We start from the raw sequence: 16,567 nt of genomic DNA on the forward strand, positions 1-16,567 counted from the left end.
GACTCAGGGTCACTCGACGGTTAGTCGTGTGAGGGAATCGTGCGTGCACATGACCGGCAGGCGACGCGCTATTAGTACATTCCTCCATTCGACCCTCCGCCCCGGCAGAGCCTCCGCCCTGACCGCGGGCGCCGTGGCCCTCTGTGCGTCGCTCACCGCCGGATGCGGGGTCGTCCCCGGTGCCACGGGGGGCTCCGGGGACGACCCGATCAAGGTGATGACCTGGGCGCCGCAGGACACCAGCGGCACCAACAAGCCCGGCATGCCCGCGATGGCCGTCGCCTACGCCAAGTGGATCAACACCAACGGCGGCATCAACGGCCGCATGCTGAAGGTCCTGACCTGCAACGACCACAACGACAGCGTGGGCGCCGCCAAGTGCGCCCGGTACGCGGCCGACGAGAACGTGGTCGCGGTCGTCGGCTCCTACAGCCAGTTCACGGACTCCTACTCCGCCCCGCTGGAAGGCGCCGGCATCCCCTACATAGGCGGCTACGGCGTCACCAACGACGAGTTCACCGGCCAGATGTCCTACCCGGTCAACGGCGGACAGCCCGCCCTGCTCGCCGGTCTCGGCAGGGCCCTCGGTGCCTCCTGCGGCAATGTCTCCTTGGTCCGCCCGGACAGCATCGCCGGTGACGAGCTGCCGGTGCTGCTCGACTCCGGGCTGAAGGCGGGCGGGCACGCGAAGGCGGGCGACCAACTCGCCGCGGAGGACGCCACCGAGTACGGCGACCAGGCCGACCAGGCGCTGCGGTACGCCGGCAGCGACCCCGCGAGGAAGGGCTGCGTGGTGCCGGCGCTCGGGGACCGCACCGACACCTTCATGGACTCGTTCCGGCGGGACCGCGGGGGCTTCCCCTCGGTACGGCTCGCGACCGTGCTCGGCAGCGTCGACCAGACCGTGATCAACGCCACCGGCGGCGCGTCCGGGCCGTACGAGGGGGCGTACATCACCGGCTGGTACCCGCCGGCCTCGGACTCGCGCTGGGACCCGATGAAGAAGGTGATCAACGAGGAGGCCTTCGGCGACACCCGCATCGACCCCGCGGACGCCGGAGTGCAGACCACCTGGATCGCCTACACCGTGCTGAAGGCCGTGCTCGACAAGATCGGTGACGGCGAGGTCACCGCCGACTCGGTGCGGCGCACCCTCGACGACGGCCTGCGGGTCCCCACCGGCGGTCTCACCCCGACCCTGCACTGGACCTACTCCAGCGAGCTCGCCGCGGTCGGCTTCCCGCGGATGGTCAACGCCGACGTCACCCTGCAGGTGGTCCAGGACGGCAAGCTGGTGGCCGCCCGCAAGGGCGTCGGCGGATTCGACGGCACCACCGACATGACGCGGACGCTGGAGGCCGCCGACGTGCAGTGACGCCCGCCGGCGCGCCCCTCAGGCCTGCCTCACAGCTGGGTGGGCCCGCGCTGGGTCAGGCCGTACTTCTGCGCGATCGTGTTCCACAGCGCCGCCGCCTTCACCTTCTGCGCGCTGGCGGTGCCGCTCGCCCGGTTGCCGGCCTGGGTCTCGCCCGTGACGCGGGCGTGGCCCTTGCGGCAGACCTTGCGGTCCTTGGCCTGGTCGGCCCAGGCCGCGTAGTGGTTGTCGGCCGCGGCGGACGCCTGCCAGGCCTGGGTCAGCGCGGCGGTGAGCTCGCCGTTGTTCGGCAGCTTGTCCACGGACAGCGTGCCGAGCCGGGTGACCAGGTCGCCCCGCTGCTTGGCGGCGGCGCGCAGATCGGAACCGGCCGTGTCGAGGTTGTCGCAGTTCTTGACGTCGGCCACCGACTTGATCACCGTGGCGCGGCTGCTGCCGCTGTCGGCGAGCAGCTTGTCCAGCGCGACCGCCTGCTGCCGGGCCGGATCGGCGGCCCCCGAGGAACCCTGGCCGGGGGCCGCGGAGGTGGCCGCGACCGTCTTGCCGTCGGCGCCCTGGTCCTTGCCGCCCCCACCGCTGAGCAGGGCGCCGGCGCCCACACCGATGACGACGATGCCGACACCGATCGCGGCGATCAGCGGCACCCGCGACCGGCCGCGCTGCCGGTCGTCGTCGTGCGCGGGGGCGTACGACGGCTGCTGCGCGCCGTACGAGGGCTGCTGTGCGCCGTACGGCGCCGGGCCGCCGGGGTAGCCGCCCGGCTGCTGGGCGCGCGGCATCTGCTGGGTGGCCCCGGCCGGGCCGTCATCGCCCGCGGGGCCGCCGCGGAAGAGGTGGTCGAACCCGTCCGACGGCTGCCGGTCCACGCCCTGCGCCTGGTTCTGCGCCTGTGCCTGCGCGGCGTACGGCGGGATGTACTGCGTGGCCTCCGCGTCGGGCGACGCCGACGCGGGCGCCTGCGGCTGGACGCGGCCGAGGTAGCGCGTCTCCTCGCCGCCCGCCTCGGGCCGCAGCGCGCCGGGCGCGACCGGCGGGATGTACTGGGTCGCGCCCTCGTCGGCGGTTGCGGCCGGCACCGGGGGCAGGTACTGCGTGGCGCCCTCGGCGGCCGCCGCCTGCACCGGCGGTATGTACTGCGTCGCGCCCTCGTCCGCGGCGGGCAGCGGGGCACCGGCGGGCGGGTAGGCGTCCGCCGGCGGCAGCGGCGCGGCACCGGCCGGCGGCTGCCGGTAGGGCTGCGGCAGAGACTGCTGATGCGTCTGGTGCTGCGGCTGCTGCTGGTACGGACCGGGTGCCGCGCCGTACCCGGGCTGCTGACCGGCGCCGTAGCCACCGCCCTGCGCGCCGGGGTGGTCGTACGACGGCGGGCCGTACGACGGCGCCGGGGCGCCCTCCGGGGGCAGCGGGCCGGGGTTCGCGGCGGGCGGCTGCCCGGGGGCGTCCGGGGTGTGCCACTGCTGGGCCGGCGCGGGGGGCCAGCCCTGGCCCGGCTGGGGCGGCTGCTGCTCGGGCCCCCAGGAGCCACCCCAGGCCTGCCCGCCCGTCGGGGCGGCGGGGGCGGGCGCGCCCGCCATGCCCGGCAGCAAGGGCTCGCCTCCGTCGGAGGGCAGCACGATGCCTTCGTGCGCGGGCCGCGCCGAGGGCTCCTCGCCCTGTCCACTCTGCGTCACCGGGACTCCTACTAATGGGGGACCTTGTGAATCGGGCTCACGCTACCGGGTCCCCCGAGCCGGGTGCCATGCAGCTCAGGGCGCGATCTTCTTACCTGTGACGGCGGTAACAGGACCGCCCCGCGGTGCGCCGTCCGCGGCACCTCGCCCGTCCGGGTGCCGTTGGCCGTGCGTTCACGCAGCCGCGGGGCCGGTGTTCACGCGGCCTGCTGGAGATCGAGGCGCGCCCCGAACTCCCGTACCACCGCCTCCTCCCGGAAGGGTTCCAGGCGCTGCTGGAGATCTTCCAGGTACTCGGCGCCCCGGTTGGAGCGGAGCGTCTCCAGCAGTTCCACCGCCTTCAGGCCGGTGCTGCAGGCCTGTTCGACCTCCCGCTGCTGCACCTGGGCCGTGGCGAGCAGCACATAGCCGATGGCGCGCCGCCGGGCCCGGGACTCCGGGTGCCCGGCCAGTGACTGCTCGGCGTACCGGGCCGCCTGCTCGCTCTGGCCGAGATCGCGGTGGCAGTGCGCCAGTTCGTCGGCGAGATACGCCTCGTCGAAGTGGCGGATCCACACCGGGTCGTCACCGGAGGAGCCGTCCGCCCGCTCCATCGCGGTCACCGCGCGCCCGATGGACGCCTGCGCCGCGCGCGTGTCGCCGAGCAGGGCGTGCCCGCGCGCCTCGGCCGCGTGGAACATCCCCTCCACGCGCGGGGTCACATGGCCGCGCGCGCCCTCCTGCGCCGCCCGCGCCAACTGGGCGATCTCCCGCGGGTTTCCGAGCTGTGCGGCGAGGTGGCTCATGGACGCGGCGAGGACGTAACCGCCGTACCCGCGGTCCCCGGCGGCCTGCGCGAGCCGCAGCGACTGGATGTAGTACCGCTGGGCCAGCCCCGGTTGCCCGGTGTCGACGGCCATGTACCCGGCGAGCTCGGTCAACCGGGCGACCGCCGCGAACAGATCCCGCCCGACCGTCTCCCGGTACGAGCCGGCGAGCAGCCCGGAGACGACGCTGTTGAGGTAGTGCACGACGACCGGCCGCACATGCCCGCTGCCGAACTGGTGGTCCAGGTCGGTCAGCGCCTGCGTCATGGACCGTACGGCCGCCACGTCGGCCTGCCCCACCCGCGGGCCCGCCTGCCGGGCCACCTGGGCGTCCGGCGCCGAGATCAGCCAGTCCCGGCTGGGCTCGACCAGCGCGGAGGCGGCGACGGAGGAGCCGGACAGGAAGTCCCGGCGTCCCACGTCGCTGCGCCACAGCTCGCAGACCTGCTCGATGGCCCCCAGTACCGTCGGCGAGAACTGGAGACCGACCCCCGAGGCGAGGTTCTTGCCGTTGGCCATGCCGATCTCGTCGATCGTGACCGTACGGCCGAGCTTGCGGCCGAGCGCCTCCGCGATGATCGCCGGGGCGCGGCCCCGGGGCTGCTGTCCGCGCAGCCAGCGGGCCACGGACGTCTTGTCGTAGCGCAGGTCGAGGCCGTGCTCGGCGCCGCACATGTTGACCCGCCGGGCCAGCCCGGCGTTCGAGCACCCCGCTTCCTGGATGAGTGCCTGCAGCCGTTCGTTCGGCTGCCTCGCCACGAGAGGCCTTGCGGCCATGGACTACCCCCTGCGTTGCGAGCCCCCGGAGCGTGAAGTTCCGGCCGAGTGATCGGTGACGATCCGTACGGGAAGATCACTGCCCAGTTGACATACCGTCAATGCGCGACATGTGCGGTTTGCCGGGGTAAAGGTGCTTGCCACCCCACCCCTGGCTACCCAGGTCACGCCCCGCTTCCTCCTGCGCGCCCCCACCCGTGCACCCATGCGCCCCGGCTGCCGAATCGATGCTCCACCTCCGCGCGCGCTACGGCCGTAACTCCAGGTGGGTGCGGGAGTTGAGAGGGGCGTGGAAGAGACGATCGCGGGCGCCGAAAACATTCAGATTGCCGGTCAGATTCCGCAGCAGCGCGGGGAATCGCTGCTGGAGACCGCCGTACGCTACGCCGAGGAACGCCACTGGGAGGTGTTCCCGGGCACCTGGCTGGAAGCGGTCGACGGAATCCAGCGCTGCTCGTGCGGCGACGCCTCCTGCCCTGCGCCGGGTGCGCACCCCGCGCGCCCCGACTGGGCGACGCAGGCGACCGGCAGCGCGACCGTCGCCCGCCGGATGTGGCAGAAGCAGCCGACGGCTTCGATTCTGCTGCCGACGGGGCGGACGTTCGACGCGTTGTCCGTCCCCGAGAGTGCGGGGTTTCTGACGCTCGCCCGCATGGAGCGGATGGAGTTGACGCTCGGGCCGGTCACTCTGGCTCCGGACCGGCGGATGCACTTCTTCGTGCTGCCGGGCGGGTCGGTGAAGGTGCCGGAACTGGTGCGGAAGCTGGGCTGGACGCTTTCGTCGCTGGACCTGGTGGCGCTGGGCGAGGGGGCGTATGTGGCCGCCCCTCCCACGCGGTTCGGGTCCCGGGGGGCCGTGCAGTGGGCTCGTCGGCCCACGCCGGCGAACCGGTGGCTGCCGGATGCGGAGGAGCTGATCTCGCCGCTCGCCTACGCGTGCGGGCGGGATCGGTAGCCGTCTCGTCCCCGTGGCCGCCCCGCACCCCTCAGGCCGGCGTCCGCGCCGTAGCCTTCATCCATGACCGATGTGGCAGTGCGGGTGCGAGGGCTCTGGAAGCAGTTCGGGCAGCAGGTTGCCGTCGGGGGGATCGATCTGGATCTGCCCGCCGGGAAGTTCATCGGGCTGGTCGGGCCCAATGGGGCCGGGAAGACCACCACCCTGTCCATGGTGACCGGGCTGCTGCGGCCGGACGGCGGGTCCGTCGAGGTCGTCGGTCATGACGTGTGGCGGGATCCCGTGGCCGTCAAGGCGAGCATCGGCGTCCTTCCCGAAGGGCTGCGGTTGTTCGAGCGGCTGTCGGGGCGGGAGCTGCTCGGCTACTCGGGGCGGCTGCGCGGACTGCCGGGGGCCGAGGTCGACAAACGGGCCACCCAGCTGCTGGACGTCCTCGACCTGGCCGGCGCCCAGCACAAGCTCGTCGTCGACTACTCGACCGGCATGCGCAAGAAGATCGGGCTCGCGGCCGCGCTCCTGCACAATCCCGAGGTGCTCTTCCTGGACGAGCCGTTCGAGGGCGTCGACCCGGTGTCCGCGCAGATCATCCGAGGCGTCCTGGAGCGGTACACCGCCTCCGGCGCCACGGTCGTCTTCTCCTCGCACGTCATGGAGTTGGTCGAGTCGCTGTGCGACTGGGTCGCGGTGATGGCGGCGGGCCGGATCCGCGCGACCGGGCCGCTGGCGGAGGTGCGCGGCACGCATCCCACGCTCCAGGGGGCGTTCCTGGAACTGGTCGGGGCGAGCGGCCGGGACACCGGGTCCGATCTGGACTGGCTGGGCGGAGGGGCGGCCCGATGACGAACCTCACCTCCACCGTCGTGCGCCTGAAACTGTCACTGCTGCGGAACGGGCTGCGGCAGTCCGGGGGCCGGCGGGCCGCGTTCGTCGTCTCGGCGGTGATCGCGGTCCTGTTCGCCCTGCTGCAACTGCTGGGGCTGCTCGCGCTGCACGGGCACGCGCACGCCGACGCCGTCGCCGTGCCGGGTACGGCCGTGCTGGCGCTGGGCTGGGCGGTGCTGCCGCTGTTCTTCCCGACCGGCGACGAGACGCTGGACCCGACCCGGCTCGTCATGCTCCCGCTGCGCCCCCGCCCGCTGGTCCGGGCGCTGCTCACGGCCTCCCTGGTCGGCATCGGCCCGCTGTTCACCCTGCTGGTGCTGGTGGGCTGCGCGCTGTCGCTGGCTCAGGGCGCGGCCGCGTACGTCGTCTCCGCCGTCGCCGTGGCCCTCGCGCTGCTGGTCTGCGTGGCGCTGGCGCGGGCCGTCGCCACGGCCAACGTACGGCTGCTGACCAGCAGGAAGGGCCGCGATCTGGCCGTACTGAGCGGACTGGTGATCGCCATCGGGGCCCAGCTGGTCAACTTCGGGGCGCGGCAGCTGGGTTCGGCCGGGATCGGCCAGTTGCAGCCGGTCGCGGACGTACTGTCCTGGGTGCCGCCGGCGTCGGCGGTGGCGGCGGTGCACGCGGCGAGCCAGGGGTCGTACGGCATCGCGGTCAGCCAACTCGCCGTGACGGCCGCCGGGTTGGCGGCGCTGATCGCGCTCTGGGCGCGGAGCCTGACCCGGCTGATGACCGCGCCCGACGCCTCCACGCTGCAGCCGGTCGACACCGCGGTCCGCAGCCGCTCGGCCACCGGACTCGGCCGACTGCTGCCGCAGGACCGCACCGGTACGGTCATGGAACGCAGCCTGCGCTACATCTGGCGGGACCCGAAGACCAAGGCCGCCTGGGTGACCTCCCTGGCGATCGGGCTGATCGTGCCGGTGTTCAACGCGATGCAGGGCACCGGATCGGTCTACTTCGCGTGCTTCGCCGCCGGGATGCTCGGCATCCAGATGTACAACCAGTTCGGGCAGGACACCTCCGCCTTCTGGATGGTGGCCATGACCATCTCCTCACCCCGGGACGCCTACGCCGAGCTGCGCGGCCGCGCCCTGGCGCTGCTGCTGATCACCCTGCCGTACGCGGCACTCGTGACGGTGGTGACGACGGCCCTGCTGGGCGCCTGGACCCGGCTGCCGGAGGTACTGGGGCTGTCCTTCGCCCTGCTCGGGGCGATGCTCGCGACCGGCGCCTGGACCTCGGCCCGCTTCCCCTACTCCATCCCCCAGGAGGGCCACAAGAACGTCGTCCCCGGCCAGGCGGGCCTCGCCTGGATCTCCATCTTCGGCGGCATGATCTCGGCGGCCCTGCTCTGCTCCCCGGTCATCGCCCTCACCGTCTGGCTGCATGTGAGCGAGGGCGGGGCGGACTGGCGGTGGCTGCTGCTGCCCGTGGGGGCGGCGTACGGCGCGGGGCTGACCCTGGGCGGCCTGCGCCTGGCGGCACCGCGGACGGCGGCACGGTTGCCGGAGATCCTGACGGCTGTCAGCAAGGGGTAGGTCGGTTCAATCCCCGAGCACCCGGTCGAGAAACGGCGAGACAGCGCCCCGCCAAGCCGACGGCAGCTCATAGTGCGCAAGATGCCCGGCATCGGAAACCTCCGCGTACTCCCCGGCCGGCAGCACCCGCACCATCTCCTGTGCCTCCGCCCGCCCCAGCTCCCCGTCCACCCCACGCACCACCAGCGTGGGGCACCGCACCTGGGCCAGCTCCTCCCAGTGCGCGTCGTACACCCAGGTCTCCCGGGAGCGGAGCATCTGCTCCGGCTCGAACACCGGCCGCCAGCCGTCGGCGGCCTCGTGCATCACCTCGGCGTAGAACTCTCCGCGCGAGGCATTCGGCCGCTCCACCCAGGGATCGTCCTCACCGAACCACTTGCGTACGTCGGCCAGCGTGGCGAAGGGAACGGGCCAGGCCCTGAACCAGTCGGCCCACTCCCGCTGCGAGGCGGCGCCCAGCGCGGAGGCCCGCATGTCGCAGATGATCAGGCCCCGGACCAGTTCGGGGCGCTTCGCGGCGAGCTGCCAGGCGGTCAGCGCCCCCATGGCGTGGCCGATGAGGAGCGCGGGGCCGAGGCCGAGCTGTTCGAGGGCGGCCTCGGCGTCCGCGACGTACGCCTCGCGGGTGTAGGCGGCCTGTGGGGGCTTCTCGCTCTGGCCGTGTCCGCGCTGGTCGAGGGCGACGGCGCGGTGGCGTGCGGCGAGCCAGCGGGCGGTGGAGGCCCAGTGGGAGGCGCGGCCCATCAGGCCGTGAAGTAACAGCACGCCCGGCGTGCCGGGCGGCGCATCCGCCCGGCGCTCCCCCTGGTCGTCCACCGGATCGGGTCCCGGCTTGGGAGGTTCGGCGAACTCCCAGGCGGCGAGGCGCACCCCACCCGCTCCCGTCACGTCGATACGCCGTGCCATCGGCCTGGCACCCCCCAGCTCCGCCTGCCTCGTACCGGTGTACTGCCGTACTCGCTCGTACTCGCTGCTGTCGCTGTCGTGCTTGTCGTGCTGTCGTCGCGCTCGTCCTGCCGCCGCAGACTATCGAATACCTATTCGAAAAATGCGCTTCTGCGGGACAACACCCCTCCTTCGAGTGACACCCCTGAAGGCATGATCGCCGCCACCGAGGGGATCTTTTCTGGCGAGAGGCGGACCGCTCGGGGAAAAACGGTCCGTGGGGGGATGACCCTGAGAGCTCGGGGCTCCGGGTCAGCACAGGGGAGGACAGGCCCCGGCGCCACCAGGCGCCGGGGCCCTCTCCCGCTCAGCGTTTGGCGACGAACACGTGGGAGGCGACATCCGCCTCCAGCTCGGCCGCCTCGCCGCCACTGCCCACCAGGACACCGCCGGCCGACTCCGTCACGCTCACCACGGAACCGGGCTGCACACCCGCGCGCCGCAGCGTGTACATCAGCTGCGCGTCCGTCTGGATCGGCTCGCCGATACGGCGGACGACGACCGTCTTGCCGTCCGTGCCCGCGTCCAGGTCCGCCAGCGAGACCATGCCCTCGTCCAGGAACGGGTCGGCGCCGTCCTTCTCGCCCAGCTCCTCCAGCCCCGGGATCGGATTGCCGTACGGCGACTCGGTCGGATGCCGCAGCAGCTCCAGCACGCGCCGCTCGACGGCCTCGCTCATCACGTGCTCCCAGCGGCAGGCCTCCGCGTGCACCTGCTCCCACTCCAGGCCGATCACATCGACGAGGAGACACTCGGCCAGCCGGTGCTTGCGCATCACGCGCGTGGCCAGCCTGCGGCCCTCTTCGGTCAGCTCCAGGTGACGGTCGCTGGCGACGGACACGAGCCCGTCACGCTCCATGCGCGCCACCGTCTGGCTCACCGTCGGCCCGCTCTGGTCGAGCCGCTCCGCGATGCGGGCGCGCATGGGGACGACGCCTTCCTCTTCGAGTTCGAGGATGGTGCGGAGATACATCTCCGTGGTGTCGATCAGTCCGGACATACGTGCCCCTCGATTACCTCTGCCGGCAGCCCGGCGCGTGCGCTGGCCCTAGCACCAATTCTGCCGGATCCGACTGACAAGCGGGGGCCTCCGGCGTAACGGGCCGGTACGGGTGACCGCCGCGGTGACCCGTGTCTCAATCTTGCGGGGCCAATCTTGAGGGAACAGGATGTGGGCTGGGTCACGTTCCAGTTGAATGATGGGCACTGAGCGAACCGTGCGCCGCACGTGCGCCGACGCAGTCTCCAGGGGGTCCAGGTGAGTGCTTCCCGGCCGAGTGGGACCACCGATGAACTGGGGCCCGACGAGCCCGGTGAGTCAGGGGGATCCGATCTGCTCGCCGCACTGCTCGACGGCATGGACGCGGCACTGTGCGCCTTCGACTCAGACGGGGTCGTCACGCACTGGAACCGGGAGGCCGAGCGCATCCTCGGCTGGACGGCCGCCGAGGCGGTGGGACGGCACGGGTTCGCCGGATGGGCGGTGCGCAGCGCCGACGCCGAGGAGGTGCAGGCCCGGCTGATGTCGGCGATGCACGCCCCCGGGCGGCAGGTGCACGAGTTCGCGCTGGTCACCAAGGACGGCGGGCGGGTGCTCGTACGGACCCAGTCCGCCGCCGTACGCGGACCCGACGGAGAACCCGCCGGACTGTACTGCGCGTTCAGCGAGGTCCACGCCCAGATCGACCTGGAGCGGTCGATCGCGCTGAGCGAGGCGCTGTTCGAGGACGCGGCCTGGGGAGTCGTCCTCATCGACGCCGATCTGCGGCCCGCCGTCGTCAACGCGCACGCGGCCCGCGCGCTCGGCATCGGGCGCACCTCCGCGCTCGGCCGGCCGCTCGGCGAGCTGCTCGCACAGGGTGTGGAGGAACTGGAGGCCGCGCTCACCCACGTACTGGCCGAGGGCGCCCCGCCCGCGCCCGCCGAGATGTGGGTGACCGTGCGCACCCGGGAGAGCGAGAAGCGGCGCTGCTGGCGCAGCGGCTTCGTCCGGCTGGCCTCGCCGCTCGCGGAGGAACCCGTACCGCTCGGCGTCGGCTGGCTGTTCCAGGACGTCACCGAGGCCAAGCAGGGCGAACAGGAGGCGGCCCTGCTGCGGTTCCGCACCAACCAGCTGCACCGGGCCGCGCGCGCCGCCGCCGAGTGCGAGGACCCGGCCGAGGCGGCCACCGTCCACCTGGACTTCGCCCTCGCCGGCTTCGCCGACCACGCGCTGATCGACCGGGCGGTGCCTGCACCGCGCTCGGAGGCTTCGCGGGGTTCGGAGGGCGAGGAGGCGGCGGCCGTACGACTGGTGCGGCTCGCCGCGACGCCCGCCGGAGCGCCGGGACCGAGCCTGCTCACCGGGGCGGCCGGGCTGCCCGTGCGCTACGAGCCGGGCCATCCGGCGCTGCAGTGCGTCGAGCGGGCCGGGGTCGTGCGCGCGGACGCCGGGTCGGTCCCGGAACAGCGGGCGCGGGAGTGGGCGCTGGCCCGGCAGTGGCCCGGCGACGCGGTGCACGCCCTGTGCGCGGTGCTGCGCAGCCGAGGGCGGACGCTGGGCGTGGTGACCTTCCTGCGCGGCTCCGGCCGCAGCCGCTTCGAACGGTCCGACACGGCCTACGCCGAGGACGTGGCGGTCCGCATCGCGGCGGCGCTGGACCTGGCGGACGCGGTACGGGAGAAGCAGGCCCCCCGGTAGCTCGCCGGCGGGGTCAGCGCCGGTAGAAGATCCGGTCGCCGTACTCCCGCATCACCCGGCCGTTCCACTCGTGGCCGCCGTCGACATTGCCGGAGCGCAGGAGCGGGGGCTCGATGCCCCGGTCGGCGAGGGCGGCGGCGGTGGTCGCCATGACGGCCTGCATCAGGGCGGTGGTGACGACCGTGGAGGCGGGGGCGAAGGGCGCCGGGATGGTGTCCAGGGTGAGCTCCGCGTCGCCGACGGCGATCTTCGAGTCCAGGACGATGTCGCAGTGGTCCTTCAGGAAGGTGCCGGAGGAGTGCCGGGACCTGGTCTGCGCTGCGTACGCGACCGAGGTGACGCCGATGACCTTCACGCCGAGGGCGCGGGCGTTCAGGGCCATCTCCACGGGCAGGGCGTTGCGGCCGGACAGGGAGATGATCACCAGCGCGTCGCCGGCGCGGACCGGTGAGGTGTCGAGGACGGCGCTCGCGAGGCCGTCGACGCGTTCGAGGGCGGAGCCGAGGGTGGCCGGGGTGACGTCGACACCGACGACACCGGGCACGGCGAGCAGGTTCATCAGCGCGAGTCCGCCGGCCCGGTAGACGACGTCCTGGGCGGCCAGCGAGGAGTGCCCGGCGCCGAAGGCGAACAGTCGGCCGCCGGCGGCGACGGTGTCCGCGAGCAGGGTGCCGGCCGCGGCGATCGACTCGGCCTCCTCCGCACGGACCCGTTGCAGCAGGCCGATCGCGGCGTCGAAGAACAGGTCGGCAGGCGTGCCGTCGCTCATGCGGTGCCCCTTCGCAGCGTCTGTGTCGCGGATCACCGTGCGGTCTGGACCAGTGCGGTGTCAATACGGCCGCTCACGGCCGCTCCGGCGGGGCGACGACTGCGGCTACGACGTCCGGCCGGAAGCCCCTGCCGCAGGATCTCCAAAAAACAGTTGAGCCCTCCCCAATCGCTTCTTAGGCTGTGCCTCACGTCGAAGGGAGGTGATCGGGTAAATGAGTGAAACCCGGACGCGCGAGGTGGCTGCGGGCTAGCGGCTCGCCACCACACCCAGTGCGGTGCCGGACCAGCGTGTGTGCGAAACACGCAGCCGGCCTAATCCAACGCAGTCACCCGACCCGCGGGCTGCCGGTACGTCCGGCCGGCTCCTCCTTGAGGAACCCAGCCCGCGGGTCGTCTGCGTTTCCCGGCCCCGTGCCGTCAGGGGGCGAGGCGCTCGACCTTCCAGGTGCCGCCCGGCTGGGCGACGTAGCGCAGGCGGTCGTGGAGGCGGTTCACGCGGCCCTGCCAGAACTCGACGGTCTCCGGGGTGATGCGGAAGCCGCCCCAGTGCGGTGGGACCGGGACCTGTTCGTCCTCGGGGTAGCGGGCCCGAAGGTCGGCGTAGGCGGTGTCCAGTTCGGTGCGGGAGGCGATCACCGTGGACTGGGCGCTGGCCCAGGCGCCGAGCTGGGAACCGTGCGGGCGGGTGCGGAAGTAGGCGGCGGTCTCGTCGCGGCCGGTGCGGTGGGCGGTGCCGGTGACGATGACCTGGCGGGCCAGCGGGTGCCAGGGGAAGAGCAGCGCGATGTGCGGGTTCTCCGCGAGGTCGTGGGCCTTGCGGGAGTCGTAGTTGGTGTAGAAGACGAAGCCCTCGGTGTCGAACTGCTTCATCAGGACCGTGCGCGAGCTGGGGCGGCCGGCCGCGTCCACCGTGGAGACGACCATCGCGTTGGGCTCGTAGACGGTGCCGTGCAGCGCTGCCCGGGCGGCGTCCTCGAACCAGCGGGCGAACTGGTCCATGGGGTGCGCGGCGAGGTCCTGTTCGGCGAGGCCTTCCGCCCGGTACTGCTTGCGCATGGCGGCGGGGTCGAGGGCGGGGTCCAGGAGCGGGTCGCGGTCGGTCACGCGGTCATCTTGCCGTATCGAACGCCACTGGCACTCAGTGTCGTACGGACTCCCCAAGTCTGGCACCGGGGGTTATGGTGCTGGTTCCCTTGCGGTTTTGGGTGACCACCGGTCGAACGGGGCATCACCGGGGTGACCGCCGCCGAACCATCTCAAGGAGCCGCCTGATGTCCGATTTCGTACCCGGGCTCGAGGGAGTCGTCGCGTTCGAGACGGAGATCGCCGAGCCGGACAAGGAGGGTGGCGCCCTGCGGTACCGGGGCGTCGACATCGAGGATCTGGTCGGTCATGTCTCGTTCGGGAATGTGTGGGGGCTGCTGGTCGACGGGGCGTTCAACCCCGGTCTGCCGCCCGCCGAGCCGTTTCCGATCCCGGTGCACTCCGGTGACATCCGGGTGGACGTGCAGTCGGCGCTCGCCATGCTGGCGCCGGTGTGGGGGCTGAAGCCGCTGCTCGACATCGACGAGGGACAGGCGCGGGAGGATCTGGCGCGGGCCGCCGTGATGGCGCTGTCGTACGTCGCCCAGTCGGCGCGCGGGCAGACGCTGCCGATGGTGCCGCAGCGGGAGATCGACAAGGCCAGGTCGGTGGTGGAGCGGTTCATGATCCGGTGGCGGGGTGAGCCGGATCCCAAGCATGTCGCCGCTGTGGATGCCTACTGGACGTCCGCGGCCGAGCACGGGATGAACGCCTCGACCTTCACCGCGCGGGTCATCGCCTCCACCGGGGCGGATGTCGCGGCCGCGCTGTCGGGGGCGGTCGGGGCGATGTCCGGGCCGCTGCACGGGGGTGCGCCCTCGCGGGTGCTCGGGATGATCGAGGAGATCGAGCGGACGGGGGATGCGGAGGCGTACGTCAGGCAGGCCCTGGACCGGGGTGAGCGGCTGATGGGGTTCGGGCACCGGGTGTACCGGGCGGAGGATCCGCGGGCGCGGGTGCTGCGGCGGACGGCGCGGGAGCTGGGCGCGCCGCGGTTCGAGGTCGCCGAGGCGCTGGAGAAGGCCGCGCTGGAGGAGTTGCACAACCGCCGGCCGGATCGGGTGCTCGCCACCAACGTGGAGTTCTGGGCCGCGATCGTGCTGGACTTCGCCGAGGTGCCGGCGCACATGTTCACGTCGATGTTCACGTGCGCGCGGACTGCCGGGTGGTCGGCGCACATTCTCGAGCAGAAGCGGACGGGACGGCTGGTGCGGCCCTCCGCCCGGTATGTGGGGCCCGGGCCGCGCCGGCCGGAGGACATCGAGGGGTACGGGGAGATCGCCCGCTGAGCGGGACCCAGCCCCCCGCGCCCCTGAAAATCGGGCCCTTCGGGCCCGATTTTCATGCTGTCGCAAGCAGACCCGCATGGTGCCTCTCCGCGACCAGCGGATGCGCCCTCAGCTTGCCCTTGAGTTCGTTGTAGCCGTACTCGGCGTACAGGGGGTTCGCCGGGTCGGTGGTGATGCCGGGGGCCTGGGAGGCGTGCGGGAAGGGCAGGGGCTCCACCCTGGCGTCCAGGCGCGGGTTGTAGAAGAACGGGACGGAGAAGCGTTCCGTGGCGCCGGGCGGGCTGACCACGCGGTGGTTGGTGGCGATGAGGTAGCCGTTGGTGGCCACTTCCAGGAGTTCGCCGAGGTTGACGACGAAGGCGCCCTCGATGGGCGGGACGTCGTGGAAGAGGCCGTCCTCGCGCTGGACCTGGAGGCCGCCGACGGTGTCCTGGAGGAGCAGGGTCAGGAAGCCGTAGTCCTTGTGGGCGCCGACGCCCTGGTCGGTGCCGTCGCCGGCGCTGCCGGGGTAGCGGACGAGCTTGAGGTGCGGGTGGGCGTGGGCGCCGAAGACCGGGTCGTAGAAGTCGGCGGGGGCGCCGATGGCGGCGAGGAGCTCGTGCAGGAGGCGGTCGGCGACTGTGCTGAGCCTGTCGATCCAGGCGAGGGCGGCGGTGCGCAGTTCGGGGAGGGCGACGGGCCACTGGTTGGGGCCCTGGAGCCACCAGTACGGGGGTTCGCCGGGGGCCGGGACGCGGGCGGGGCGTTCGGCGCCTATGTCGAGCTGGTCGCGCCAGTCGCGGGCGCCGGCGGTGCGTTCGTCGCCGGTGCGGGTGTAGCCGCGGAAGTGCGGGGAGTTCACGTTGTCGAGGGCGAGCCGGTCGGCCTCGGGGAGGGCGAAGAAGGCGCGCATGGCGGTGAGCAGCGCGTCGGTCTCGGCCTGGGTCACGCCGTGTCCGACGAGCTGGAAGAAGCCGACGTCGTGGGCGGCGCTGTGCAGCTGGGCGTGGAGCAGGGCGCGGGCCTGGGGGCCGCGGTCGGCGGCCGACAGGTCGATGATGGGGAGCTGGTCGTACGACGGGGTCGTCGTGGGGTGCGTCGATGCGGTGTGCGTCGTCATGGGTGCGTCCACGGGGTGTGTGGGCCACGGGCAAGCCACCGAGGGTGTGGGCGGCGTCGCCCCGGGTGCCGTAAGAAGATGCCGTAAGAAGGCGGGAGAAAAGAGGCTGAATCAGGCCGAAGGCCGACAGCCCATGCTCGTGACGCGCACGTAGTCCACGTGGCGGCGGCGAACGAGCATCGGAAGCATGCGGCAAGGGTACTGCCCGGTGCCGGATACCGGTGTGGCCTGCTTCACGGGGTCAGAGCTTGCCCAAGCCCAGGTGGGCGAAAGCGAAGTGGTCGTGGGCCCAGGTCCGGTCCGGGAGCGGGACCGAGGTGGCCCAGGCGGGGCAGGTGACGTCGGCCGCTCCGCTCGTGTGCCAGCGGTCCATGGCCGTGCCGTACGGCTCCCAGGCCGTGTCGATCCGGTCGTACTCGTCGGCGTAGCGGCGGGTAGTGGTCGTGCAGCGGGGGCAGCGGACCCACTCGGGCTCGCCGTGGCCGCCGTGGAAGCTCGTGCGCCCGGTGTGGACGGTCAGGCCGTCGGACGGTTCCCGGTCGACGTCTGCCGGGTCGACGGCCCGGTCCCAGTGCGGGCCGGGCAGGTGGTGGCCGAAGGAGCGGTCGGTGCGCTCGACGAGCCGCGGCGCCTCGGCGGCGGTGGCGTCCAGGTCGACGATCGTCTGAAAGTGGTCCCCCATGCCCGCTACCGT

General features: G+C 72.7%; 14 protein-coding genes. 6 read left to right on the forward strand and 8 right to left on the reverse strand.

Annotated elements, in window-relative coordinates; genetic code table 11:
* The first annotated feature begins 49 nt into the window (after window positions 1-49).
* On the forward strand, window positions 50-1,375 hold the full coding sequence (locus ACFYOH_RS27190; RefSeq protein WP_388630475.1) for an ABC transporter substrate-binding protein: 1,326 nt from the start codon (window positions 50-52) through the stop codon (window positions 1,373-1,375).
* Window positions 1,376-1,404: 29 nt separating this feature from the next.
* On the opposite strand, the gene ACFYOH_RS27195 is transcribed toward ACFYOH_RS27190, so the two are convergent.
* Together ACFYOH_RS27195 and ACFYOH_RS27200 are read right to left on the reverse strand one after the other, a co-directional pair.
* Window positions 1,405-3,045, reverse strand: a complete 1,641-nt coding sequence (locus tag ACFYOH_RS27195; RefSeq protein WP_388630477.1) for a hypothetical protein — start codon at window positions 3,043-3,045, stop codon at window positions 1,405-1,407.
* A 197-nt stretch (window positions 3,046-3,242) separates the two neighbouring features.
* Window positions 3,243-4,628, reverse strand: a complete 1,386-nt coding sequence (locus ACFYOH_RS27200) for a transcriptional regulator (RefSeq protein WP_388630479.1) — start codon at window positions 4,626-4,628, stop codon at window positions 3,243-3,245.
* Window positions 4,629-4,917: 289 nt separating this feature from the next.
* On the opposite strand from ACFYOH_RS27200, the gene ACFYOH_RS27205 reads away from it, so the two are divergent.
* The 3 genes from ACFYOH_RS27205 (at window position 4,918) to ACFYOH_RS27215 (ending at window position 8,006) form a co-directional block, all read left to right on the forward strand.
* A complete protein-coding gene (locus ACFYOH_RS27205) occupies window positions 4,918-5,583 on the forward strand; it encodes a bifunctional DNA primase/polymerase (RefSeq protein ID WP_388630481.1) in 666 nt (221 codons plus the stop codon).
* 63 nt (window positions 5,584-5,646) lie between these two features.
* Window positions 5,647-6,423, forward strand: coding sequence for an ABC transporter ATP-binding protein (locus ACFYOH_RS27210; protein ID WP_388630482.1), 777 nt, complete (start codon window positions 5,647-5,649; stop codon window positions 6,421-6,423).
* Window positions 6,420-8,006: a transporter gene (locus tag ACFYOH_RS27215; RefSeq protein WP_388630484.1), complete on the forward strand. Its 1,587-nt coding sequence runs from the start codon at window positions 6,420-6,422 to the stop codon at window positions 8,004-8,006. Before ACFYOH_RS27210 ends, ACFYOH_RS27215 begins: the two co-directional genes overlap by 4 nt.
* A gap of 6 nt (window positions 8,007-8,012) precedes the next feature.
* Here the strand turns inward: ACFYOH_RS27215 and ACFYOH_RS27220 are convergent, their stop codons facing one another.
* Both ACFYOH_RS27220 and ACFYOH_RS27225 read right to left on the reverse strand, forming a co-directional pair.
* Window positions 8,013-8,912, reverse strand: a complete 900-nt coding sequence (locus tag ACFYOH_RS27220) for an alpha/beta fold hydrolase (RefSeq protein WP_388630486.1) — start codon at window positions 8,910-8,912, stop codon at window positions 8,013-8,015.
* A 346-nt stretch (window positions 8,913-9,258) separates the two neighbouring features.
* Window positions 9,259-9,951 carry a metal-dependent transcriptional regulator gene (locus ACFYOH_RS27225; protein ID WP_383025050.1) on the reverse strand — a complete coding sequence of 231 codons (693 nt, stop codon included), beginning with the start codon at window positions 9,949-9,951 and terminating at the stop codon, window positions 9,259-9,261.
* Between the two features lie 258 nt (window positions 9,952-10,209).
* Here ACFYOH_RS27225 and ACFYOH_RS27230 point away from each other — a divergent pair, with 258 nt between their 5' ends.
* Window positions 10,210-11,631 (forward strand): PAS domain-containing protein, encoded by a 1,422-nt coding sequence (locus ACFYOH_RS27230; protein ID WP_388630488.1) that lies wholly within the window; start codon window positions 10,210-10,212, stop codon window positions 11,629-11,631.
* A 13-nt stretch (window positions 11,632-11,644) separates the two neighbouring features.
* Here the strand turns inward: ACFYOH_RS27230 and ACFYOH_RS27235 are convergent, their stop codons facing one another.
* Together ACFYOH_RS27235 and pdxH are read right to left on the reverse strand one after the other, a co-directional pair.
* Window positions 11,645-12,400, reverse strand: coding sequence for an SIS domain-containing protein (locus tag ACFYOH_RS27235; RefSeq protein ID WP_388630490.1), 756 nt, complete (start codon window positions 12,398-12,400; stop codon window positions 11,645-11,647).
* Between the two features lie 419 nt (window positions 12,401-12,819).
* The gene (gene pdxH / locus ACFYOH_RS27240; RefSeq protein WP_388630492.1) at window positions 12,820-13,506 is read right to left on the reverse strand and encodes a pyridoxamine 5'-phosphate oxidase; all 687 of its coding nucleotides are present in this window, start codon (window positions 13,504-13,506) and stop codon (window positions 12,820-12,822) included.
* A 167-nt stretch (window positions 13,507-13,673) separates the two neighbouring features.
* Here pdxH and ACFYOH_RS27245 point away from each other — a divergent pair, with 167 nt between their 5' ends.
* Window positions 13,674-14,774 (forward strand): citrate synthase 2, encoded by a 1,101-nt coding sequence (locus tag ACFYOH_RS27245; protein ID WP_388630494.1) that lies wholly within the window; start codon window positions 13,674-13,676, stop codon window positions 14,772-14,774.
* A gap of 52 nt (window positions 14,775-14,826) precedes the next feature.
* Here the strand turns inward: ACFYOH_RS27245 and ACFYOH_RS27250 are convergent, their stop codons facing one another.
* Together ACFYOH_RS27250 and ACFYOH_RS27255 are read right to left on the reverse strand one after the other, a co-directional pair.
* Window positions 14,827-15,873: an isopenicillin N synthase family dioxygenase gene (locus ACFYOH_RS27250; RefSeq protein ID WP_388630497.1), complete on the reverse strand. Its 1,047-nt coding sequence runs from the start codon at window positions 15,871-15,873 to the stop codon at window positions 14,827-14,829.
* Window positions 15,874-16,114: 241 nt separating this feature from the next.
* Window positions 16,115-16,555 (reverse strand): hypothetical protein, encoded by a 441-nt coding sequence (locus tag ACFYOH_RS27255; protein ID WP_388630500.1) that lies wholly within the window; start codon window positions 16,553-16,555, stop codon window positions 16,115-16,117.
* Between the last annotated feature and the right edge of the window lie 12 nt (window positions 16,556-16,567).

The sequence above is a fragment of the Streptomyces sp. NPDC007856 genome, assembly GCF_042868225.1.
Classification (GTDB): domain Bacteria; phylum Actinomycetota; class Actinomycetes; order Streptomycetales; family Streptomycetaceae; genus Streptomyces.